The organism is Carnobacterium pleistocenium FTR1 (assembly GCF_000744285.1).
GTDB classification, from domain to species: domain Bacteria; phylum Bacillota; class Bacilli; order Lactobacillales; family Carnobacteriaceae; genus Carnobacterium_B; species Carnobacterium_B pleistocenium.
On sequence record NZ_JQLQ01000002.1, the window covers coordinates 2362501 to 2384997 of the forward strand.

The window sequence follows — 22497 nt, forward strand, 5'->3', positions numbered from 1 at the left end:
AATCGTAGTAACGTGGCCATCGTCACCTACATGTTGTGCCATTAAACTTGAAGAAAATCCAATAGCTGCTCCAATTTCCAAAATTTGCTTTGGTTTTATTTGGCCTAATAGCAGATTTATAAATACGACTGTTTCATGAGGTATTATCGGAACACCCTCTTTGTTTGCTTGACGTTCGATTTCTCCAAGTCTTCCTTCAAGTGGTTTTTGCGCATGTCGAAGAAATTCTACTACTTCCTTATCTACAACTGGTCGATACATCATTTCATTTCTCATTACATATTCCTCACTTTTCTATTCATTTATTTTTAATTAGTAACCGGATTCTTTTTTCATTATAAAATGCTAAATCCTTTCAAACAAGCTAAACTTGCCGTTGTCTACCTAATTGTATACCCTTTAGAACTTTTTCATTCGTTTTCAAAAGCATTGGATACCTTAACTACTATGTGTTATTATCAAATTAAACAAATTAATCCTTAAAGGAGGATACATCTATGCTTATAAAATCACTTTGTATTCCTAAGAATAAACTAACTACAGTAAGCGAAACCGTGACACTTGAAGAGGCTATTCATATTCTTGAAGAGTCTGGATTCCGCTGTGTACCTATCTTAGATGAATCTGGAACAATATTTAGAGGAAATATTTATAAAATGCACATTTATCGTCACAAAGCTAATGGTGGAGATATGAATTTGCCGGTAACTCATTTATTAAAAAATGCCACAAAATTTATTTCTATAAATGCCTCATTTTTCAAAGTCTTTTTCTCAATTAAAGAATTGCCTTATATCTCTGTATTAGATGATGATAACCGTTTCTACGGAATTTTAACTCACAGTTCATTGCTTAACATGCTACAACAATCTTGGAACGTTAATACTGGGAGCTATGTATTAACCATTGCTTCTACTGGCCACAAAGGCGATTTAGCAAATATGGCAAAAATCATTAGCCGTTTTTGTTCTATCTCAAGTTGTATTACATTAGACGTTGAACATGATGACTTAGTTCGTCGCACAATGATCACTTTAGAATCCGGCGTTACAAAAGATGTCGTTAAGCAATTAACCAGCTCTTTAAGTAAAAAAGGGTTTCGTGTCGTTGAAGTAGAAGATTTGAAAAATGCTGTTTAATCTATATTTTTCTAATAAAAAAAGCTGAATGCTAGCGCATTTAGCTTTTTTTATTTTATGCTTCAATTCGCTTATTAAAATTAATTTTTTTATCAAGATAGATCATAATTGGCATACCAATACCCATTACAACAAATTCTCCGATTGCCACAGTAAAATAACTAAACCAGAATGGCAATTCTAAAGCTAAGTATAATTCCCACGCAATCAAAGCTGAGCCAAGAGTGAAAACAATCGTGTTGACACTCATTTTTGCCCAAACATTCGTTATCTTCCTAGTTATACCACTCATTATAAGCAATGATAACAATGAATGCGCAACTCCAAATACAATATCATAAGCAACCATAGTTGAAAAGAAAAGATTTGAAATAAACACTCCACCAACAATCCCAAAAATGTAATTTTTATTAAATACAGCTAAATGATTCAGCATTTCAGCTACTCGAAATTGAATTGCTCCAAAAGATATAACACTAAGTAGCGCAGTAATTACAACGTACAATGCTGCGACTACAGCATTTGTTACTAAATTTTTAGTTTTCATTTTGTTCCTCCTAGTTTTTTTCCGTGGGATGGTCAACGAACCACGTTTTAATAACTTTTACAGCATATCATCTAATCTTTATTTATTCATTTTTATTTAAATATGTTTTTTCAAAACAAAAAAAGCATCCGTTCATTTACGAATGCTAAAAGTTAGTTGCATTCTTGCTATACCTGTCTTGATAATCCAACACTTATCTCAAGTGCATCGTCTATTTTTTTCATCATTTTAAAGTCTAATTGAGTTACTTTTTCATGTAATCGTTGTTTGTCAATTGTTCTTATTTGTTCTAATAAAACAACAGAATTTTTTTCGAGATTGTACTCTTCTGCTGATATTTCAACATGGGTAGGCATCTTTGCCTTTTGGATTTTAGCTGTAATAGCTGCAATAATAACGGTTGGACTATAATGATTACCGACGTTATTTTGAATAATCAAAACTGGTCGCATCCCACCTTGTTCCGAACCTACAACTGGCGATAAATCAGCGTAATAAATCTCTCCCCGTCTTACCATAGGTATTTTCCTCCTTACAACACCCGGTTAGAATTGGGCACCGACCTCTTTTTCACAAACTTCAAATTCATTACAAATATCAAGATTGATACGAGACATCTCCGCATATCCTTTACGCATGGTATCATAGATTATTAAATTTTCATCTAAAAAATAATTCATAACCGAATTAACAAATTCATTTTCATCAATATCTGCAATGGCACAATATTCTTTAACTTCTTTGTAAACTGCTGGTGCTAAATTAACTTTCATTATGTTATCATTTTCACCCATTACCCCATACCTCCTAAAAGATTACCTTTTTATACCCCATAAAAAGGATTCACTTCAAGTTCATGGTACCATGAAATGACGAACATTGAAACTGTAGATAGCATAAAGAATTAAGTTTCACCTTACAGACAAATTTAATTTACTTCTAAGTATATTAAAGTATTGACTAATTTATTTCGCTATTATTAAACAGGGTTACCAAAATTAATCTTTCGACTTAATACTCTAAAATAATTATATGTACAGTTTTATTTCTATTAGCTAATTAAAAGCTATCCTATTTTTCCAATATTACTTGTGCTGCCACAATTGAATCTGTATGGGTAATAGAAAGAAATACATTTCCTTGAAAAGGACATCTTGTAATTACTGGTTTTCCATAACTATCCGGTATAACTTCAATATCTTGAAAGCCTAACTTTCCAATTCCTGTTCCCATCGCTTTTGAAAAAGCTTCTTTTGCTGCGTATCTTCCTGCTAAGAACTCTATTTGTCGGTTGCCTTTTAACCCAGAAAAAATTTTTATTTCTGCTGGAGTAAGTACTCGTCTAGAGAAAGTTTCTCGCTTTAAATAAGCTTCTTTTATACGAGAAATTTCTGCTATATCTAACCCGATACCCACAATCACTTTAAGCACCCCCACATATCCATTTCGACTCTTTTTATTCATTTAAATAATATTTAATACTATTAGATTTATTTTATCAAATAATACTTCTAATGTCACTTATAATAAAGGAATAAAACCCACTTTTAACGGTTTATTTTCATATATTTACAAATTAACCAAGAAAAGTAACTCCACTCTTCTATTTCTATCTAAAAACGATTTATATTTTTTAGTGTTGATAACAAATGAACAAAGTTACTCACTTAAAATTTTTAGTGGAATAGACTTGATTATATATTTAAAGGAAGAATTATAGAAATTAATGACAAGATGTTTCTTGTTTGTAAGCTATTAAATTTATAATAAATGTGATCTACAGGCTTGCAAAAGATTTTTTAGCTTCACAAGCAAAACGTTTAGTTCAAAAAAATGTATTTAAAGAATTCACGCAATTTGAGGTATAGTCCAAAAAAAGACTAAAACAAATAAAAAAAGACTGAGATATACATCTCAGCCTTTTCTATAATTATTTTAGTCTTTATCACGAATAGTAAATTTACGTTCTCCGCCAGCTTTACGACGATTATCAGTAGATTTACTATGACTATCTTTACGACGACTGTCACTTCCGCTACGTTTTGAATCTTTATTCCATTTTCCACTTGCGCTTCCAGTTGTGCTTCCGCTTGCGCCACCACGACGTTCAGCTGGTTTTCCACTACGGCTATTTCCGCCACGGTATCCACCTTTACTGCTACTTCCACCACGGTTGCTTCCGCCACCGCCATGACTTCCGCCTTTACGACCTGGTAATGGACGTTCTGGTGTAATTTTAACTGGAACTTCATCAGCATCTTTTGTTACATTCTTCAAGAATGCAGCAGCAAGATCTTCAGCTGTATAAGTTTCTAGTAATTGTGCTGCAGCTTTTTCGTAACGGTCCAAACCATTAGCGTCAACAATTGAACTTACTTCATCGATTGATGCTTTAATTTGACCTTCAAAAGCTTCTGCATTTGTTGGTGGACGTAATGGTGTTATTGTTTTTTTAGTTAAATCTTCAATAACACGTAAATATCCCATTTCATTAGGTGTAATGAAAGTTACAGAAACACCCTCTTTTCCTGCACGACCAGTACGTCCAATACGGTGGACATAACTTTCTGGATCTTGAGGAATATCATAGTTGTACACGTGTGTAACTCCGGAAATATCTAATCCACGAGCGGCTACATCGGTTGCAACTAAAATATCTAGTTTACCTGTTTTAAATGATTTCAGTACGCTCATACGTTTTTGTTGAGAAAGATCGCCATGGATTCCTTCTGCACGGTACCCACGAGCTTCTAAACCACGAGCTAATTCGTCTACACGACGTTTTGTACGACCAAAGATAATTGTTAATTCTGGCGTTTGAACATCAAATAAACGAGTCATAATATCGAATTTTTCGAAGTCTTTACAACGTACGAAGAATTGTTCAATTAAACTATCAGATAATGTTGTTGCTTTGATCTGAACATGTTCAGGATTATTCATGAAACGTACCCCGATGCGTTTGATAGCAGGTGGCATTGTTGCAGAGAATAATAGTGTTTGACGTTCAGCTGGAACTTCATGGATGATTGTTTCGATATCATCAATGAATCCCATGTTTAACATTTCATCTGATTCATCTAATACTAATGTTTCAACATGTCCTAATTTCAATGTTTTACGTTTGATATGGTCTAATAAACGACCTGGTGTTCCAACAACAATATGTGGAGCATCTTTTAATGCACGAATTTGGCGGCTGATATCAGCTCCACCGTATACTACTTGAACACGCACTTTTTTGTCGCGGCTCAAACGGAATAATTCTTCTTGTGTTTGGATAGCTAATTCACGAGTTGGTGCAATAACTAATCCTTGTACGTTGCGATTGTTTACGTCAATTTTTTGTAACATTGGTAACCCAAATGCAGCAGTTTTACCTGTTCCTGTTTGTGCTTGACCAATAACGTCTTTTCCATCAAGTGCTAGTGGAATCGTTTGTGCTTGGATTGGTGTTGCTTCCTCAAATCCTAAACGTTCTACTGATTTTAATAATTCAGGTGCTAATCCTAATTCTGAAAATTTCAATATATTTCCTCCCAATTTTAAAACCTTAAGAGAGATTTTTGCGAAATACAGGCACCTTCATTAGTTAATCAATGCACCTGTTGCTGTAACTCCATATAAAAACTCGATGTCCGTTCGGTTGAATGTACACCAAGTTTTTCATTTCATATAAAAAACTTGAAATATTTTCAAGTTTATCTGCTTATCTAGTTTCACAAAACCCTCGATGGTCTCATTTTTTATTAAAGATTATTCTTCAATCTATACTATTCTATCATGTATATTTTTTTTATTCAATCGATTTGATCTTTTGTTTGGTATGAACACGTTTCCTTTTTTGTTTTTTTTTCTAATCTGTGAATTCACCTATTCTAGTTTGCATTTTCATCGCTTATTGCTCATCTTAATGACAGAATTTTTTATAAAAAAAACTAAAAGCCGTGTTTTCACACGATACTTTTAGTTTTTAACTTGATTTAATTTTTATCTATTACCTAAAAGGTTAGTTTAATCTCTTCCGCCACCAAAGATACGTAGTAAACCGATAAAAATGTTGATAAAGTCTAGATACAAACTTAATGCTCCACTAATAGCCAGCGCACCTAAATTTTGTTCTCCAGAATACTGCGTATAAAGTCTTTTTAATTTTTGAGTATCGTAAGCTGTAAAGCCGATAAAAATAATAACAGTAATGAACGATAACACCATATCCGCCGGTCCACTTTGTAGGAAGATGCCATTTACTAGCATGGCGATAATCAACCCAATCAGCGCTCCTCTTAATTGTCCACCTAAAGAACTCAAATCTTTTTTAGTTGTAAAGCCCACTAAACTCATACCTGCAAATGAAGCTGCTGTGGAAATAAACGCTGCTCCAATACTTCCTAAATCATATAGCAAGAAAATAGACGATAACGTGATTCCATTGATAACTGCAAAAGCAATAAATCCGATAATTGACGCACTCGCTGATCTTAATTTAGCACCATTCGAAGCTAATTTCATAACTAAGGCTATTTCAGCAATAAAAAAAGCTATCATCCCGAATCGCGTACCGAAAACTAAGTTTAAAATAAACGGACTTTGAGATGCATAGAACGCTGTTATACCCGTTATAGATAAGCCTAATGCCATATAAATATAAATTGAAGCAAAAAATTTAGATAAACTAGTTGTATTTTCTACTTGATTGGAAACTTCTCTTCTAAATGTACTCACACTAATCGATCCTCCCAATTCTTTTTCTAGTAATAGTATAACAAATTTTCCCTATTTATTACTCAGTCTTTAGACATATTTTTTATATTATATTTGAATTGCCCTCACAACGGAAAGCAAATCTGTTCCTAAACTTGATTTCACTAAAACATAATCTCCTGGTTCAATTTGTTTTTTGACAAATTGAATCAACGGTTCCTTATCACCAACAAAGTAAAATAGGTTATTTTCGTCGAACGTTTCCTTTAAGGCTTCATAAAGTACGTTCATTTTCTCACCATAGAGAATAACTTTTTCGATTTGAGTAGGATTTAGAGAATCTTTAATACTTAAATGCAATTCTGAAGTCTGATTCCCTAATTCTAGCATATCACCTAAAATAGCCATTTTCTTACCCTTATTTTTAAATGTACTAAAATTATCTAACACAGCTTTCATAGCAGTAGGATTCGCATTATAAGCATCATTTAAAATACTGCTATTATTTAATCCGTTTAACCATTCTGTTCTATTTTTAGTTAGCTGAAATTTCGCAAGTTCGGGGGCCGACTTTTCAATCGGTACACCTAGAACCATACCTGCCATCAATGCAGCTAAGGCATTATTCACGTTATATTTTCCTAGAACAGGCAAATTTATCGTCAAATCCGGATTTTTATTGGTTGTAAAACTAGTTTGATTCATTTGAGCATCTATCGCTAGTGGATACAAATCATTTTTAGAAGAGGACCCAAATGTTTTTAATTGTTTATTTACTAATCCTGCCACTCTTTCCTGTAACAACGGTTCCTCACCTGGATAGATCAATACTCCATTATCTTTTAAGCCTGAACAAATTTCCATTTTTGCATCTGCAATCCCAGCTCTCGAACCAAAAAATTCAATATGAGATTCACCAATCATGGTTATAATGGCTACATCTGGTTTAGCTAGCTCTGATAGAGTCTTGATTTCTCCAGCACGACTCATGCCCATTTCTAAAATAACGACTTCAGTATCTATAGGCATTTCAAGAATTGTTATTGGAAGGCCGATATGGTTATTAAAGTTTCCTTGTGTTTTATGCACTCGGTACTTACTGGATAACACCGCATCTGTCATATCTTTTGTAGTTGTTTTTCCATTACTTCCCGTGATTCCGACAACTTTTGGATCAACTTTGGCTAAATAGAACTTAGCCAAATCTTGTAAAGCTTTTAGCGTATCTTTTACTTGAATAACAGGAAAATCATTCTCCACTTCGAGTGGAAGTTCTTTCAATGATTTATTCCATAAAGAAGCTCCTGCGCCATTCTCAATAGCTTTTAAAATAAAATTGTGGCCATCGTTATTTCCAATTAGTGGTACAAATAATGAGGCTTTCACTAATTTACGTGTATCAAAATCAACTGAAATTATTTCTTTGTCGGACCATTTATTCGTATCATTTAATGCTCCAACTGCTGTTGCAATTTCTTTTACTGTTAAAGAAATCATACTTACACTCCTTTTAAATTTAATGAATTGCCAAAAAAATAACGCCTCTTGAACGAAACAGAGACTGGGAAACTTATCCCAGTCTCTGTTTCTAGCAATAAGCTTTATTGCTCATAATTTTTATTTTGAAAAGACAGTCTTTCTTGATGTTTTCTTAGTGCCAGTTGAATCAACTCTTCAACTAAATCACCGTAATTTAATCCCGTATTTTTCCATAGTGTAGGATACATACTAAATTGTGTGAAACCTGGCATAGTGTTTATTTCATTAACAAATATTTCATTATTACTTGTTAGAAAGAAATCACACCGACTCAACCCACTTCCATCAAGAGCTTGAAAAGCACGTACTGCAAATTCGCGCAGCCGAGCACTAACATCCTCAGAAATTAATGCGGGTATTTGTAACACCACATCATTCTTGAGATATTTTGATTCATAATCATAAAAATCAACACTTTTCACTAATTCTCCGGGTACTGAGATATGAATATCATCATTTCCTAAAATAGCTACTTCAATTTCTCTAGCTTCAATCCCTTGCTCAACAACCACTCGTCGGTCATACTGAAAAGCTAACTCAATGGCTTCAATCAATTCATCTCGATTTTCAGCTTTGCTAATTCCAACACTTGATCCTAAATTTGCCGGTTTTACATACATAGGATAAAGTAATGTACCTTCACATTGCTTGAAAATAGTTTCTTTAGTATTGATCCACTCAACTTTTCGTATGGGTACATATGGAACTTGCGGTAAACCTGCTTGTTGAAAGAGCTGCTTACTAATAATTTTATCCATACCACATGCACTAGCTAAAACACCAGCACCTACATAAGGCATCCCAATAACTTCAAATAATCCTTGAACCGTACCATCTTCTCCATTAGGTCCATGTAGAACTGGAAAAATTACAGCATTTTCTTCTTTTATATCAGACGGTTGAATAAGCACACCTTCAGAACTTTGATTTTCATCAGTTGCAAATTGTACTTTGTCAGAAATTTCTAATTTCAAGGCATTTGAACTCATAATATCGCTTGCTTTTTTAACAATGGCGCCTCTTACCCATTGGCCACTTCTTGTAATATATATCGGTTCTACTTCATAATAATTATAATATACTTCTTTAATGATAGAAAAAGCTGTCAGAATTGAGATATCATGTTCCGCACTCTTTCCGCCATATACTAGAAAGATTTTCATTTTAGTTATCCTCCGAATTTACTTAGGCATCTTACCTTACATTCTTTATAATTCAAAAATTATTGTATCATATTTTTTTACAGAAAAATAGCATACCTGTTTAGAACCGCTATTCTTATACATTGTATAAACAGTTTTAAAAAAAAGCCCTTTAGGCAACTTATCTGTTCAACTTATTATACATCTAAAATAGCAGCCAAATTCAGGTATCTCTTAGGACTTTTTTTCACAAAGGCTATAAACCTCTTTCTTCTTTGAAAAACCATTTTTGCTTTTTCTCATCAAAACAAAGATTACCCAATAAGTCTTTTTCCGGAAAATCTCGATTGACAAATTTCAAACGATCTTCTGCTAAATAAATGGGAATCTCATAAACTTCTTGATCCATTTTCAATTTTTTAAAGGAAAAGACAACGCCTTCTTTAAGCAGTGGGAGCAATTTTTTTACTTCAGACATTGGTAGACGCATAATTTTTTTATTTTTTTTGAAAAGAAATACGTTTCTTTTATCATTTATTTTTTTCTCTAGATTATTTGTTATACTAACCGATAAAAGACTGTAAAATTGATCTAATTTTCGGTAATAAACCTTGGTTATTCCTTCAGGCAACGTTAAGTGGATATAATTATTTTGTAATTTATAATAGAATGGTGAATGTAAATGTGTATAGGTATGTGCAATATACAGTAGTTCAGAAATTTCAACCGGCGTCAACTGTCTCATCAACTCAACACTTTCAAAATCGATCCATTTAGAAGGAACTACATTTGTATTTTGGCTTTGCTCGAAGTATTCTTGTATTTTTGCTATTCCTCGAATCATACGAAAACCAGTATGGGAGTCATATTCCCCAACACCTTTGGGAGCACTTAACAATAATATATTTTTGATTGGTTTATTAACGGCATCTTTATATTCACTCATTGTAAAACCTTTACTCATCAACACGGCATTTGTAATAGTATCTAAATGGACATAAGTTGTTTCTGATGGCACGACACATTTCTCCCCTTGTATTATATCCCTTACATTATACTACGCAAACAAAAATTAATCTGTATCAGTTAGATAATATTATGGTTACAAGCACGATATAAAACCGCTCTATTAAGACATTACTATGACAATCAAAATTGTTATGTCTAAAGTAATCTTCTTTTTACTAAGCAGGATAGAGCGATTTAACTGTCAAATTATTTGGCAGAGCCTTGCAATTAGACTATATAATTTTTGGTATGATTGCAAAAAATTATAGTCGAAAACGACTAAACGTATTGGTTATCAATATCTAAATTAGTTTTAAAGCGAAAAAAAGCAGCGTGAGAAAATTATCTCACACTGCTTAAACAAACTTTTATTATCAATTAAAATCAACTTATCTTCATCATTTGATAAAGATAAGTTGATTTATTTTTTCAATCTATTTATTAACTTTCTTTTCGCTCTGTTTCATAAATACCCTTTTTACCAAAGTATTCCTTAGTTAAGCGGGCGATAACCGGGCTAAGTAATAACAATCCGATTAAGTTTGGTAATGCCATCAAGCCATTCAGTGTGTCTGCGATAGCCCAAATGACGCGTAATCCTCCGACTGCTCCAACCACAATCAGTGGAATAAAAATAAGTCGATATATTATAATTGATTTTGGTCCAAATAAATACTCCATACAACGTTCACCATAGTATGACCAGCCTAACAATGTTGAGAATGCAAAGAAGATTAGACCGAACGTCACGATACTTCCACCAAATGGCATTCCTTTATCAAAGGCCACTGTTGTTAAAGCAGCGCCGTCTAAACCAGTTTCCCAGACACCAGTCATAACAATAACTAGAGCAGTAATGGTACATATGACAAGTGTGTCGATAAATACTTCAAAAATACCCCAAAGACCTTGTCTGACAGGATGATCTGTTGTTGCTGCAGCATGAGCGATAGGTGCGCTTCCTAGTCCAGCTTCATTTGTAAAGACTCCTCTAGCAATACCAAAGCGGATAGTCATTGCCATTGTGGAACCGACAAACCCACCAGTAGCTGCTGTTCCTGTAAAGGCATCGTGGAATATAACGCCAAATGCTGCAGGGACAAGTTCGATATTAAGAATAATAATAATCAAACCACCAAGAATGTAAACAGCGGCCATTAAGGGTACTAGTATTGAAGTTACCATTCCAATTTTCTTGATACCGCCTAACGTAACTAAACTGACAGCAATCGCTAAGATGATACCCGTCACTAAAGGATCAATATCAAATGTGCTTTTAAGTGAAGCCGCGACAGAATTTGACTGCACCATATTACCAATTCCAAAAGTCGCTACAGTACCGAAGATGGCAAATAACACACCCAGCCACTTCTTGTTTGCTCCCTTATCAAGGTAGTACATTGGTCCGCCAACAAAGTGGCCTTCCTTAGTCTTTTCTCTATACTCGATAGACAAGACAACCTCACCGAATTTTGTTGCCATTCCAAACAATGCAGCAAGCCACATCCAAAAAATAGCACCTGGTCCACCTATAGCTATAGCTGTACCAACGCCGGCAATGTTTCCCGTACCAACTGAGGCTGCTAAAGCCGTCGCTACCGCTTGAAAAGCTGTGACTTCTCCTTCACCCTTTTGTTTTTTAGCGAACATTTTGAAAAGTGTTTGCTTCATAACATAACCAATTTTAGTGAGGGATATAAAATTCGTCCGTACCGTCAAGTAAATACCTGTTCCTAAAATAAGAACTAAAAGCGGCCACCCCCATACAATCCCATTAATCGTTTCATTTATCTTTGTAAAAGTTTCCATATTTTTCCCCTTAATGTTCTTCTTATTTGCAATCTTAACAATATACCTTATTTACTATCGGCATTGCAAATATTTCTCGCAATTTTCACTCTTATTTAAGTTGAAAAATTAAATATAAAGAGTTTATTATTTTTCCTTTTAATCTTTAAATTCAATAAATACAAATTGAGAAAATCTATTTTTTCTTTCCCTATTGCTTGGCCAAAAATACATACCGTTCGGCTTAAAATCAGCTTAAATTGATATAGTAGAAATAAGAAAAATGGCTTTTCACCTTTGCTACACGCATTCGCTTCAAATATTTTTGAAAAGAAAGAAATCACTTTAATTAATTACAGAACACTAAAAAAGAGTGTTAAAATATAACTATCTACATCAATCAAAATGAAAGAAGGCAAAACAAATGACTCAAATCAAATTAACGACTCTCACTAAAAAAGGCGGCTGTGGCTGCAAAATTGGTCCAAGTGATTTACGCGAGGTCCTTCAACAACTTCCCACAATAAAAAAGGACCCAAATCTTCTTGTTGGTTTAGAAACGGGCGATGATGCAGGCGTCTATCGTTTAACGGATGAACTGGCAATTGTCCAAACAGTTGATTTTTTTACTCCAATTGTTGATAACCCTTATGATTTTGGTCAAATTGCAGCTGCAAATGCATTGAGTGACGTGTATGCTATGGGTGGAACGCCAATTACCGCACTAAACATCGTAGCTTTCCCCATTTCCACCTTAGATAAAGCAATCCTTACTGAGATTTTACGTGGTGCAAGCGACAAATTACAAGAAGCAGGCTGTAGTCTTGTTGGGGGTCACTCAATCGATGATGAAGAGCCTAAATTTGGTCTTGCAGTAACCGGTACTATTCACCCTGATCACATCCACACAAATGCTGGAGCAGAAAAAGGTGATAAACTTATTCTGACAAAACCAATTGGGGTGGGAATTTCAACCACTGCTATCAAAAAAGAATTGTTGACCGAAGAAGAAACTAAAAACGTTACCCGCGTGATGGCAACCCTAAATAAATCAGCCGCAAAAGTTATGAATCAGTATAACGTTCATGCCTGTACCGACATCACCGGCTTTGGGCTGTTAGGCCATCTCAGTGAAATGGCCACCGAAAGTCAGCAAGCGTTAACCATTATAAAAAACGACGTGCCTACCTTACCTCGTGTACGTGATCTTGCAGAAAAAGGTGCCATTCCTGGTGGATCAAGAAATAATTTAAAACATGTAAAAGATGTTGTCCATTTTGAAAACTATTGCGATGAAATCGATCAACTTATTTTAGCAGATGCGGTCACTTCTGGTGGATTATTAATGGCCGTAAGTTCACTGGATGCTTCAGCGTTACTTGAATCTCTTAAACTCAGCGGAATTGATGCTAAATTGATTGGGAAAGTATCCGATGGCGATGCTGGTCATATCTATGTTAAATAAGAGAGGATACTTTTATGTTTAAAGATATAACACCAAGTAACCTCTACCAGCTCAAGAAACTGGGAAATACCATAGTTGATGTACGTTCACCAAAAGAATACGAAGAAGCAACGATTCCAGGCGCGATCAATATTCCTCTTTTCACAAACGAAGAACGGGCGGCAGTTGGAACAACCTTCAAACAAGAAGGTAAAGAGGCCGCAAAAGATCTTGGTTTAGAAATTTTTTCAAAAAAATTACCTGCCTTTATTCAGCACTTCAAGCAATTAAAGACACCAGTAACCGTTTTTTGTTGGCGTGGAGGTATGCGTAGCGAGACCGCCGCAACAGTTGTAAACTTGATGAACATTCCAGTGAATCGTTTAAAAGGCGGGATCAAAGCTTATCACAATTGGAATAAAGAGCAGTTCAACACAATTCACATTCCACCTCTATATGTCTTGAACGGCCATACTGGAAACGGAAAAACAAACATTCTTCTTCAGCTGAAGGAAGAAGGCTACCCTGTAATTGATTTAGAAGGCATGGCCAATCATCGAGGTTCGATTTTCGGTCATATAGGACTCAAACCAAATAATCAAAGAACGTTTAACCTGTTACTAGGTGAAGCATTGTTACGCTACCAAGACGAACCTTTCATACTCATTGAGGGGGAAAGTTCACGAATCGGCAACATAACGATACCCGAGAGCTTCTACCATCATAAAGAAATAGGCTCTCAACTATTTATTGATCTTCCCTTAGTCGAGCGAGTAAAAAATATTTTAGCAGATTATTCACCTGATAGCTATCACGCTCAATTTGTTGAATCCTTTCAAGTGATTAAACGTCGCATTCATACACCCGTAGCGAATGCGACTGCACAAGCACTTGAAGAAAAAAATTATTCATTAGTTATAAAGAATCTTTTGACTCATTATTATGACTTGCGTTACAATCATTCAACCACTTGTTCTGAAAATTTGATCACATCGATTAAAGAATTATCCGTAGAGGATGCGAAACAAAAAGTAAAACAGTATCTTCCGTCAAAGAAAATTAACTTGAAAAGGGAATGACCCCAAACAAATTAACCATAACGTACCAAATTGATGTTAAGACAACATTTTTTAGATAAATAATTTTTTTTAAAAAGGGAACTAGCAATTCGTTCTACGCTTGTACTCAATCACTTCACAAAATAATCTAGCTTTTTTGTTAGGGTCTATAATTTTTAGTGTTGATAATTAAATTGCTTATCTAAAATTCCAAGAGGATTAGACTTGCTTATAGCTATGTCTAAACTCCCATAGCTTCATAAGCAAACACATCTTTTTCAGAAAAAATTTTACTTTTAAAGCATCCATACTATTTAACCTAGAGTCCTTTGTTTTATTCAAAAACTAAAAAAAGCAACAAGTTTTCTGCCTTGACCGGCTAAAATCTTGTTGCTTTTCATCAGTACTTTTAAAAAAACTACTATTTGTACAAAGAAAGAACTTTTGCGAAGTATTCTGTTTGAATTAGCTTTTTCTTGGACAATAACCGTCAAGAAACACATTAAAAAAGCATACAAAATAGTAAAAAAAGAGATTGGACAATTGTCCAATCTCTTTTTTGAAAACAAAAATTTATTTTTCTTCTTGTTTGTTTGCATCTGCAATACCATATTTTTTGTTGAAACGGTCCACACGTCCGTCTGCTTGAGTAAATTTTTGACGTCCTGTATAGAATGGGTGTGAGTCAGATGAAATTTCGACACGGATCATTGGGTAAGTAGAACCGTCTTCCCATTCAACTGTTTCGCTTGAATTTTTAGTAGATCCTGATATAAATTTAAACCCTGTAGTAGTATCCATGAACACAACTTGTCTGTAATCTGGGTGAATTGCTTTTTTCATAAGTGTATCTCTCCTTGTGCCCTGATGCATTTGCTGAACCAGAGTTGATTTTTTGTCTCTAGACAATAATAGCATAATACCATATTCTTCAATATGATTCAATACTTTTCATCAAAATCCTAACTGTGAAAGGTCATATTTAACGGTGCGAACCTCTATTATTTCTTGTTTGGATAATGGTTTTATCTGTAAAGTTCTCAAAAAACTCTTCATTATTTTTTGATTTTTGTAAAGCTTTGATAAATTGATCGGTTAGATCCAAAGCATCTCCAGTCATTGCATGGCGTAATTTCCATATCATTTCTAACCGGTCGTTTTCCAATAGAAGTTCTTCTTTTCGAGTACTTGATTTTTTGATATCAATAGCTGGAAAAACACGACGTTCTGCAAGCTCTCTCGATAGATGCAATTCAGAATTTCCTGTACCTTTAAATTCTTCATAAATCATGTCATCCATTCGGCTACCGGTATCTACCAAAGCGGTAGCTAAAATGGTTAAGCTGCCACCTTCTTCAATATTTCTCGCTGCCCCAAAGAAGCGTTTAGGCCGATATAATGCTGCTGGATCTAAACCACCACTTAACGTTCGGCCACTTGGAGGAAGAACCAAATTATAGGCACGCGCTAACCGAGTGATGCTATCCATTAGAATAATAACGTCACGTCTATCTTCTACCAAACGCATAGCTCTTTCTAGAACCAACTCTGTTACCCGCACATGATTTTGTGGTTGTTGGTCAAATGTTGAAGAGACAACTTCCCCTTTAACACTTCTTTCAATATCCGTCACTTCTTCTGGACGTTCGTCAATTAGCAAAATAATCAATTCAGCATCTGGATAATTTTCAGCGATTCCATTGGCAATTTCTTTTAATAAAGTTGTTTTTCCTGCCTTTGGAGGCGCAACGATCAATCCACGCTGCCCAAAACCTACAGGAGCCAAAATATCAATCATTCGATTTGAGATTTTTGCTTGAGTTGTTTCAAGAGTAATTTGCCTTTCAGGGTATAGAGGTGTTAATGCAGGGAAATGAGGACGTTCTTTTGCATCTTCTGGGTCTTTGCCATTTACAAAGTTCACATGCATCAGACCATAATAGCGCTCTGAGGGTTTTGGCGGTCTTGCTTTTCCAGAAACTTTATCGCCATTTCTCAATCCAAAACGCTTGATTTGAGAAGAAGAAATATAAATATCTTCTTTACTTGGTGTATAATTGATTGGGCGCAAAAAACCGAAATCCTGTTGTGCCATGACATCTAGCACTCCTTCTACGATGAAGAAACCTTGTTTTTCTTCTTGTGCCCGGATAACAGCTAATGCTAATTCTTTTTTATTCATTTGACTGTAATAAGGAATTTTCAGTTCTTTTGCATAATTATAGATCTCTTTTAATGTTTTCAACTCTAATTCAGTTAATGTTAATAATTCACTCATTTTAGTTAACTCCTATTTGTTGTCATCTTCAATCATTTGAACATCTGCACCTAAAGCTGTTAATTTTTCAACAATATGATCATAACCACGTAAAATGTTTTCAACACCGGTAATGGTTGTAGTCCCTTCTGCCATTAAACCAGCAGTTACAAGACACGCTCCTGCCCTTAAATCGCTTGCCTCTACTTCTACGCCTTGTAATTGTTTTGTTGGTCCTTCAATTAAAATCATATCACTTTCAACACGTGCATTCGCACCCATTCGAACCAATTCTGGTATATGTTTAACACGTTTAGGATAAATTGTATCCGTAATTAAAGAGGTTCCGGTCGCCTTTAATAACAACGGTGTTAAAGGTTGCTGCAAATCAGTTGCAAATCCAGGATAAGGAAGTGTTTTTATATTTATAGCTTTTAAATGAGTGGCTTCTTTTACTCGGATGCTATCTTCTCCAATTTCCATTGGCACACCCATTTCTTCTAGCTTAGCTAATAATCCTTCTAAATGTTCTACAATGACATTATTCACCAAAACGTCTGTTCCAGCTGCTGCTGCCATAGATAAGTAAGTACCAGCTTCAATACGATCCGGTATAATAGTATGTCGGCAACCGTGAAGCTCATCGACTCCATCTATACGAATGGTATCTGTTCCTGCACCTCTTACTTTTGCTCCCATGTTGTTTAATAGTGTTGCAATATCAATAATTTCCGGCTCACGTGCTGCATTTTCAATAATCGTTTTACCCTTTGCTTTTACTGCAGCTAGCATAACATTGATTGTCGCTCCTATCGAAACGACATCTAAATAGATTCTTGCTCCAACTAGACCTTTTTCGTCGGTTCTTAAATACATTGCACCCATTTCATTATCGACAGTAGCTCCTAATGCGCGAAAGCCTTTTAAATGTTGATCTATTGGACGAGGTCCTAAAAAACATCCTCCTGGCAATCCTACAACACCTTTTCCAAATTTAGTTAGCAACGCGCCCATAAAATAATAAGATGCACGCAAACTTTTTATTTTTCCATTTGGCATTGGGATAGAAACGATGTGCGTTGGATCAATAGTCAGTGTTGAGCCGTCGAAAGTAGTCTTTACGTTCATAACATTCAGAATATCAATTAATGAATGGACATCTTGAATATCTGGTACACCTTCTAAAATAACAGGTGAATCGGCTAGGATTGCAGCTGGTATCAAAGCAACTGTACTATTTTTAGCCCCGTTGATGGTCACTTCTCCAGATAATTTTTTCCCACCATTAATGACTAATTTCTTCATGATTATACCTCCATTTTATCTTCTAAAAGTTAGTTTTATTTTTATTTCAGAACTTTCAATTAACTGTTTATTGATGCCTAATACCCTAAACTAACGGGTTGATTTTATCAAACTTAAATAGCTTTATTTTATGATAGCTATTAGCGATTTTTTCCCTTTGTATAAACAGGATATTTCAATTTTACTATAACTCAAAACAACTTACAATTACTATCTTATTTAGGTCTATAATTTTTAGCGTTGATAGATTTAATCCAATTACTCACCTAAAAATTCTGGAGGAATAGAATTTGCTTATAGCCGTGCATTAGATTCAATGCGAACAACAGAGCTTTAACGCTCTGTTGAGGCTTAAAAACCTTAAGACTGTGGTCTTCAGGCTTCAGGTGGTTCCCATGGCTTCATAAGCAAACCCGTCCATTCCAGAAGAAATTTAAACTTGAAGCATCTGCACTCTTTGACCTAGAGCCCTGATTTAACTAAACAAAAAAAGTCCTTACCTGAAAGGCAAGGACTTTTTTGTTATTTAATTAAGCTTTGTTAGAAGATCCAAATCTTTGCATAGTTGTTTTAACTGTTGCAACGATAGCATCTTTACCTGGTGCAATAACTTTACGTGGGTCATAAACTTTGTTGTCAGTGCTTAATTTTTCACGTACTGCTTTTGTCCAAACTTGTTGTAATTCAGTATTTACATTGATTTTTGAGTGTCCATTTGCAATTGCTTTTTTAATTTGGAATTCTGGGATTCCAGATCCGCCATGTAATACTAAAGGAGCTTTAGTTAAATCAGAGATGATTTTCATTTCGTCAAAACCTAAAACAGGTTCTCCTTCGTAGTCACCATGTACAGATCCTAAAGCAGCAGCTAAAGCATCGATCTTAGCTTCAGTAACCATACGTAGACATTCTTGTGCGTCTGCGTAGTTTACTCCGCCAGTAACGCCATCTTCAGTACCACCAACAGTTCCAACTTCTGCTTCTACTGATACATTTTTTGAATGAGCATATTCTACAACTTTTTTAGTTGCTTCAATGTTTTTATCAATTGCAAAAGCAGAGTTATCGATCATTACAGAAGAATAACCAGCATCAATTGCAGCTTTACAATTTTCAAAAGAAGAACCATGGTCTAAGTGTAGTGCAACTGGAACTGTGATGTTCATTGTTTCCATCAAAGCTTCAACCATTGCTGCTACAACTACAGGGCCACCCATGTATTTACCTGCTCCTTCAGAAACACCTAAAATAACTGGTGATTTTTCTGCTTCAGCAGCTGCTAATACAGCTTGTGTCCATTCAAGGTTGTTGATGTTGAATTGACCTACTGCATATTTACCTTCTAATGCTTTATTTAACATATCTGTCATACTAACTAAACGACTCATATATTTTTTCCTCCTTAAGGAAATCTTTTTATTTACTAAGATGTTCTTAGTCAACGATGCTATTATAACAAAAAAACATTAAAATATCTAGATTATTATAAACTTACCCCGTTTTATGCCTTTTTTATTATTTGTTGTCTAATGCTGCTTTTACAAAACCCAAGAACAATTTTTGCGGACGATTCGGACGAGAGATGAATTCTGGATGGAATTGACAAGCTATATAAAACGGATGATCAGCTAACTCCACGATTTCAACTAGACGATTATCTGGTGAAACTCCTGAAAAAATCAGTCCCTTTTCTTCCATTACATTCCGGTATTCATTGTTAAATTCATAACGGTGGCGGTGGCGCTCTTGAACAACTTCAGCATTATCATATACTTGTGCCGTTACGGAACCAGATTTTAATTTACATGGGTATAGTCCTAAGCGTAAAGTACCTCCCATATTGATTACATCTTTTTGATTTAACATTAAATCAATGATATTATATGGCGTATCTGGATCTGTTTCTGCTGAGTGAGCACCTTCTAAACCTACAACATTTCGTGCAAATTCGACACATGCTAGTTGCATGCCTAAGCAAATACCTAAGAACGGAACTTTATTTTCCCGTGCAAATTGAATAGCTAAAATCTTACCTTCTAAACCGCGATCACCAAATCCACCTGGAACTAGAATTCCATCTACGTTTTTCAATTTACTTGCAACATTTTCTGCTGTCACTTCTTCAGCATTGATCCAATCTACTTCAATTTCAGAATCTACAGCATATCCTGCATGATTTAATGATTCAATAACGGATAGATATGCGTCCGGCAATTCAACATATTTTCCTACTAATGCAATTTTTGTTTTCTTCGATAAATGCAACACCTTTTGTTCCAAGTCGATCCATTCTGACATATCAGCAGGCGGTGCATCAATTTTGAAATGGTCACAAACGATTTGGTCCATATTTTGTTTCTGCAAATTTAAAGGAATAGAATACAAAGTGGCTACATCTCGTGATTCAATAATGGCTTCTGGATTCACATCACAAAATGAAGCTAACTTATCTTTCAAACTTTGTGGAACAGGTTTTTCTGTACGGATAACTAACAGGTTGGGTTGAATTCCTAATCCACGTAATTCTTTCACACTATGTTGGGTTGGTTTTGTTTTCATTTCACCAGCTGCACCAAGATAAGGAATCAACGTTGTATGAATGTACATAACATTGTCTGCACCAACATCGCTTTTCATTTGACGTAAAGCTTCTAGAAATGGCAATGACTCGATATCCCCTACTGTACCGCCAACTTCGGTTATTACGATATCAGAATCAGTTGTTTGACCTGCACGCATAATTTTTTCTTTGATTTCATTGGTAATATGTGGAATAACTTGTACTGTTGCTCCCAGATACTCTCCTTTGCGTTCTTTACGTATAACTTCAGAATAGATTTTCCCCGTCGTTACATTTGAATATTGATTTAAATTGATATCAATAAAGCGTTCATAATGACCCAAATCTAAGTCGGTTTCAGCTCCATCATCTGTCACGAAAACTTCTCCATGTTGATAAGGACTCATTGTTCCTGGATCAACATTGATGTAAGGATCGAACTTTTGGATCGTCACCTTTAATCCTCGGTTTTTTAGTAATCGCCCTAGAGATGCCGCTGCAATTCCTTTACCTATGGAAGATACTACTCCACCTGTTACAAAAATATATTTTGTCATTTTGCCGGCTCCTTTTATATTTATTGGCGTAAAAGAAAAAAATGATATTGACCGCTTGCTATTTTTGGGTAGTAATAAAAAAATAAAGCCCCCTATCCATTAGTAGAATAGGGAGCTTCTTGATTACTTACAGTTCCTGTCCCTTTAACGTTTCAAGGGAGCCCAATGTAGATATTACACATTCTTGCACAAAACGTCAAGTTATTTTTATAGACAGGATTTTTCTGAAAGCTATTATTAGAAAATCATTTTATTAAAAGGGTTACTTATACTCTTCTTCGTCAGAATCGTCTTCATCTTCATCTTCAATGATTGTAAGTTCCCCTTCAACACCATCGGGTAATTCATCTTCTTCATCATCCGTACCAAGTTCAGATAAATCTTTTTTGTATTCGCCAAGATCTTCTTTATCTTCATCTTCAACCATTACGCCATGCTCATCAACGTTCACACGTCCCCCGTAAGTAGTTGCATTGTCATCTTCTTCCTCTTCGGGAGAATCATCGTCTTCAGGATCATCATCATTGTAATCAATATCATCTTCACCTGTAACAAATGCACTAGCTTTTTTGCGTTTTTTACGACGTGGAGCTTCATCTTCATTTCCTTGAGTGACTTCTTCATCAATAAAATCAATCGGATACCATGAACGCAGACCCCAACGATTTTCTCCTAAGGAAATAAAACTGCCGTCAATATTTAAGTCTGTATAAAATTGAGAAGTTTTACTTGCAAGTTCTTTTGAGTTTATAGTTAGAAAATCTTGTACTTCTTTTAATAAAGTTACGAAATCTAAGATTTCTCCTTTTTGATCTAGGATAGCATGAGCTACTTCAATCATTGACAATTCATCTTTATTTTGCCCGTCAAATTGTGTTAATTTCACGAAAGCCACGTCCTTTCAACAGTCTATTCTTTATCATACAATATTTAAATAGTAAAAAGCAATTCTAATTTATAATCTCCTAATTTTTCTTTCCCTAAAAATAAATCATATTCAATATATACTCTTCCAGAAAAAGGTTTATCAGTATAACTAATTTGCATATTTTTAGTCATTGTTTCAATAGATACGGCACCTTGTGGCGTATGATAGAGTGTTTCAAATCTTTCTCCTTTATCAAACCTCATGCGCGTGGTTGTTTCACCTTTACGCGTTAGGGTAACAATTCCAGCAGGATCGATTTTAACCGTTACGGGAACAATTCCTGATTCATAGGTTTCTTGGAAGCGAATGTAATAAGACGAATTCATTTGGACGACTTTCCCTGCTTCATCAAATACATGTTTTTCGGTTTCATTGCCTTGAGAAATGATCGTTTCTAAATGTATTTGAGCCACTCTTCCTTTTGATAGATCCACTTGTTTCACCTCATAATTTTTAATTCCTATATTCGTTATAGGTCTAATGATTTTAACTACTATTTTTCACTTTATTGCATATCCATC

General features: G+C 34.9%; 21 protein-coding genes and 1 riboswitch (1 of these 22 only partly in view). Of the genes, 3 read left to right on the forward strand and 18 right to left on the reverse strand.

What is annotated here, in order from left to right; genetic code table 11:
* A protein-coding gene (locus tag BP17_RS11560; RefSeq protein WP_035054531.1) for an O-methyltransferase crosses the window boundary here: on the reverse strand, positions 1-276 show its 5' end (the start). The gene continues 429 nt to the left of window position 1, outside the view; 276 of the gene's 705 nt are visible here — the first part of the coding sequence; the start codon lies at positions 274-276; the stop codon falls past the left edge of the window.
* Positions 277-497: 221 nt separating this feature from the next.
* On the opposite strand from BP17_RS11560, the gene cbpA reads away from it, so the two are divergent.
* Entirely contained in the window at positions 498-1139 is a 642-nt protein-coding gene (gene cbpA, locus BP17_RS11565; protein ID WP_035054533.1) for a cyclic di-AMP binding protein CbpA, read from the forward strand.
* A gap of 55 nt (positions 1140-1194) precedes the next feature.
* Here cbpA and BP17_RS11570 read toward each other — a convergent pair whose 3' ends face one another.
* The 10 genes from BP17_RS11570 to BP17_RS11615 form a co-directional block, all read right to left on the reverse strand.
* A complete protein-coding gene (locus BP17_RS11570) occupies positions 1195-1686 on the reverse strand; it encodes a QueT transporter family protein (protein WP_035054535.1) in 492 nt (163 codons plus the stop codon).
* Positions 1687-1690: 4 nt separating this feature from the next.
* A riboswitch (PreQ1 riboswitch) is annotated at positions 1691-1736 on the reverse strand.
* Between the two features lie 117 nt (positions 1737-1853).
* Positions 1854-2204: a type II toxin-antitoxin system PemK/MazF family toxin gene (locus BP17_RS11575; protein ID WP_035054537.1), complete on the reverse strand. Its 351-nt coding sequence runs from the start codon at positions 2202-2204 to the stop codon at positions 1854-1856.
* Positions 2205-2231: 27 nt separating this feature from the next.
* Positions 2232-2480 carry a hypothetical protein gene (locus BP17_RS11580; RefSeq protein WP_035054539.1) on the reverse strand — a complete coding sequence of 83 codons (249 nt, stop codon included), beginning with the start codon at positions 2478-2480 and terminating at the stop codon, positions 2232-2234.
* 277 nt (positions 2481-2757) lie between these two features.
* Positions 2758-3150, reverse strand: a complete 393-nt coding sequence (acpS, locus tag BP17_RS11585) for a holo-ACP synthase (RefSeq protein ID WP_408605788.1) — start codon at positions 3148-3150, stop codon at positions 2758-2760.
* Between the two features lie 471 nt (positions 3151-3621).
* Positions 3622-5214 (reverse strand): DEAD/DEAH box helicase, encoded by a 1593-nt coding sequence (locus tag BP17_RS11590; RefSeq protein WP_035054541.1) that lies wholly within the window; start codon positions 5212-5214, stop codon positions 3622-3624.
* A gap of 486 nt (positions 5215-5700) precedes the next feature.
* A complete protein-coding gene (locus tag BP17_RS11595; protein ID WP_035054542.1) occupies positions 5701-6411 on the reverse strand; it encodes a Bax inhibitor-1/YccA family protein in 711 nt (236 codons plus the stop codon).
* Between the two features lie 87 nt (positions 6412-6498).
* The gene (locus BP17_RS11600; protein ID WP_035054543.1) at positions 6499-7887 is read right to left on the reverse strand and encodes a UDP-N-acetylmuramoyl-tripeptide--D-alanyl-D-alanine ligase; all 1389 of its coding nucleotides are present in this window, start codon (positions 7885-7887) and stop codon (positions 6499-6501) included.
* Between the two features lie 104 nt (positions 7888-7991).
* Positions 7992-9092, reverse strand: coding sequence for a D-alanine--D-alanine ligase (locus tag BP17_RS11605; protein WP_035054544.1), 1101 nt, complete (start codon positions 9090-9092; stop codon positions 7992-7994).
* Between the two features lie 235 nt (positions 9093-9327).
* A complete protein-coding gene (locus BP17_RS11610; RefSeq protein WP_035054546.1) occupies positions 9328-10089 on the reverse strand; it encodes a hypothetical protein in 762 nt (253 codons plus the stop codon).
* A gap of 431 nt (positions 10090-10520) precedes the next feature.
* Positions 10521-11888: an alanine/glycine:cation symporter family protein gene (locus tag BP17_RS11615; protein WP_035054548.1), complete on the reverse strand. Its 1368-nt coding sequence runs from the start codon at positions 11886-11888 to the stop codon at positions 10521-10523.
* Between the two features lie 403 nt (positions 11889-12291).
* Between BP17_RS11615 and selD the strand changes: the two genes are divergently transcribed.
* A complete protein-coding gene (selD, locus tag BP17_RS11620) occupies positions 12292-13332 on the forward strand; it encodes a selenide, water dikinase SelD (protein ID WP_035054550.1) in 1041 nt (346 codons plus the stop codon).
* Between the two features lie 14 nt (positions 13333-13346).
* Positions 13347-14390: a tRNA 2-selenouridine(34) synthase MnmH gene (mnmH, locus tag BP17_RS11625; protein ID WP_035054552.1), complete on the forward strand. Its 1044-nt coding sequence runs from the start codon at positions 13347-13349 to the stop codon at positions 14388-14390.
* Between the two features lie 552 nt (positions 14391-14942).
* On the opposite strand, the gene BP17_RS11635 is transcribed toward mnmH, so the two are convergent.
* The 7 genes from BP17_RS11635 to BP17_RS11665 all read right to left on the reverse strand — a co-directional run bounded on the left by BP17_RS11635 (position 14943) and on the right by BP17_RS11665 (position 22410).
* On the reverse strand, positions 14943-15212 hold the full coding sequence (locus BP17_RS11635) for a type B 50S ribosomal protein L31 (protein WP_035054556.1): 270 nt from the start codon (positions 15210-15212) through the stop codon (positions 14943-14945).
* A gap of 139 nt (positions 15213-15351) precedes the next feature.
* A complete protein-coding gene (gene rho, locus BP17_RS11640) occupies positions 15352-16647 on the reverse strand; it encodes a transcription termination factor Rho (RefSeq protein WP_035054558.1) in 1296 nt (431 codons plus the stop codon).
* A 12-nt stretch (positions 16648-16659) separates the two neighbouring features.
* A complete protein-coding gene (locus BP17_RS11645) occupies positions 16660-17931 on the reverse strand; it encodes a UDP-N-acetylglucosamine 1-carboxyvinyltransferase (protein WP_035054560.1) in 1272 nt (423 codons plus the stop codon).
* Between the two features lie 530 nt (positions 17932-18461).
* Positions 18462-19319, reverse strand: a complete 858-nt coding sequence (gene fba / locus BP17_RS11650) for a class II fructose-1,6-bisphosphate aldolase (RefSeq protein WP_035054562.1) — start codon at positions 19317-19319, stop codon at positions 18462-18464.
* A 127-nt stretch (positions 19320-19446) separates the two neighbouring features.
* Positions 19447-21048: a CTP synthase gene (locus tag BP17_RS11655; RefSeq protein ID WP_035054565.1), complete on the reverse strand. Its 1602-nt coding sequence runs from the start codon at positions 21046-21048 to the stop codon at positions 19447-19449.
* A gap of 262 nt (positions 21049-21310) precedes the next feature.
* Positions 21311-21934 carry a DNA-directed RNA polymerase subunit delta gene (gene rpoE, locus BP17_RS11660; protein ID WP_035054568.1) on the reverse strand — a complete coding sequence of 208 codons (624 nt, stop codon included), beginning with the start codon at positions 21932-21934 and terminating at the stop codon, positions 21311-21313.
* Between the two features lie 44 nt (positions 21935-21978).
* Positions 21979-22410, reverse strand: coding sequence for a DUF1934 domain-containing protein (locus tag BP17_RS11665; RefSeq protein WP_035054569.1), 432 nt, complete (start codon positions 22408-22410; stop codon positions 21979-21981).
* Positions 22411-22497: the final 87 nt, after the last annotated feature.

Coding starts and splice junctions, on each gene's coding strand:
- mnmH (WP_035054552.1), top strand. CDS start 13,347: ATGTTTAAAGATATAACACCAAGTAACCTCTACCAGCTCAAGAAACTG.
- BP17_RS11600 (WP_035054543.1), bottom strand. CDS start 7,887: ATGATTTCTTTAACAGTAAAAGAAATTGCAACAGCAGTTGGAGCATTA.
- BP17_RS11645 (WP_035054560.1), bottom strand. CDS start 17,931: ATGAAGAAATTAGTCATTAATGGTGGGAAAAAATTATCTGGAGAAGTG.
- BP17_RS11580 (WP_035054539.1), bottom strand. CDS start 2,480: ATGGGTGAAAATGATAACATAATGAAAGTTAATTTAGCACCAGCAGTT.
- BP17_RS11605 (WP_035054544.1), bottom strand. CDS start 9,092: ATGAAAATCTTTCTAGTATATGGCGGAAAGAGTGCGGAACATGATATC.
- BP17_RS11655 (WP_035054565.1), bottom strand. CDS start 21,048: ATGACAAAATATATTTTTGTAACAGGTGGAGTAGTATCTTCCATAGGT.
- BP17_RS11575 (WP_035054537.1), bottom strand. CDS start 2,204: ATGGTAAGACGGGGAGAGATTTATTACGCTGATTTATCGCCAGTTGTA.
- BP17_RS11635 (WP_035054556.1), bottom strand. CDS start 15,212: ATGAAAAAAGCAATTCACCCAGATTACAGACAAGTTGTGTTCATGGAT.
- rho (WP_035054558.1), bottom strand. CDS start 16,647: ATGAGTGAATTATTAACATTAACTGAATTAGAGTTGAAAACATTAAAA.
- fba (WP_035054562.1), bottom strand. CDS start 19,319: ATGAGTCGTTTAGTTAGTATGACAGATATGTTAAATAAAGCATTAGAA.
- BP17_RS11570 (WP_035054535.1), bottom strand. CDS start 1,686: ATGAAAACTAAAAATTTAGTAACAAATGCTGTAGTCGCAGCATTGTAC.
- selD (WP_035054550.1), top strand. CDS start 12,292: ATGACTCAAATCAAATTAACGACTCTCACTAAAAAAGGCGGCTGTGGC.
- BP17_RS11615 (WP_035054548.1), bottom strand. CDS start 11,888: ATGGAAACTTTTACAAAGATAAATGAAACGATTAATGGGATTGTATGG.
- acpS (WP_408605788.1), bottom strand. CDS start 3,150: ATGAATAAAAAGAGTCGAAATGGATATGTGGGGGTGCTTAAAGTGATT.
- cbpA (WP_035054533.1), top strand. CDS start 498: ATGCTTATAAAATCACTTTGTATTCCTAAGAATAAACTAACTACAGTA.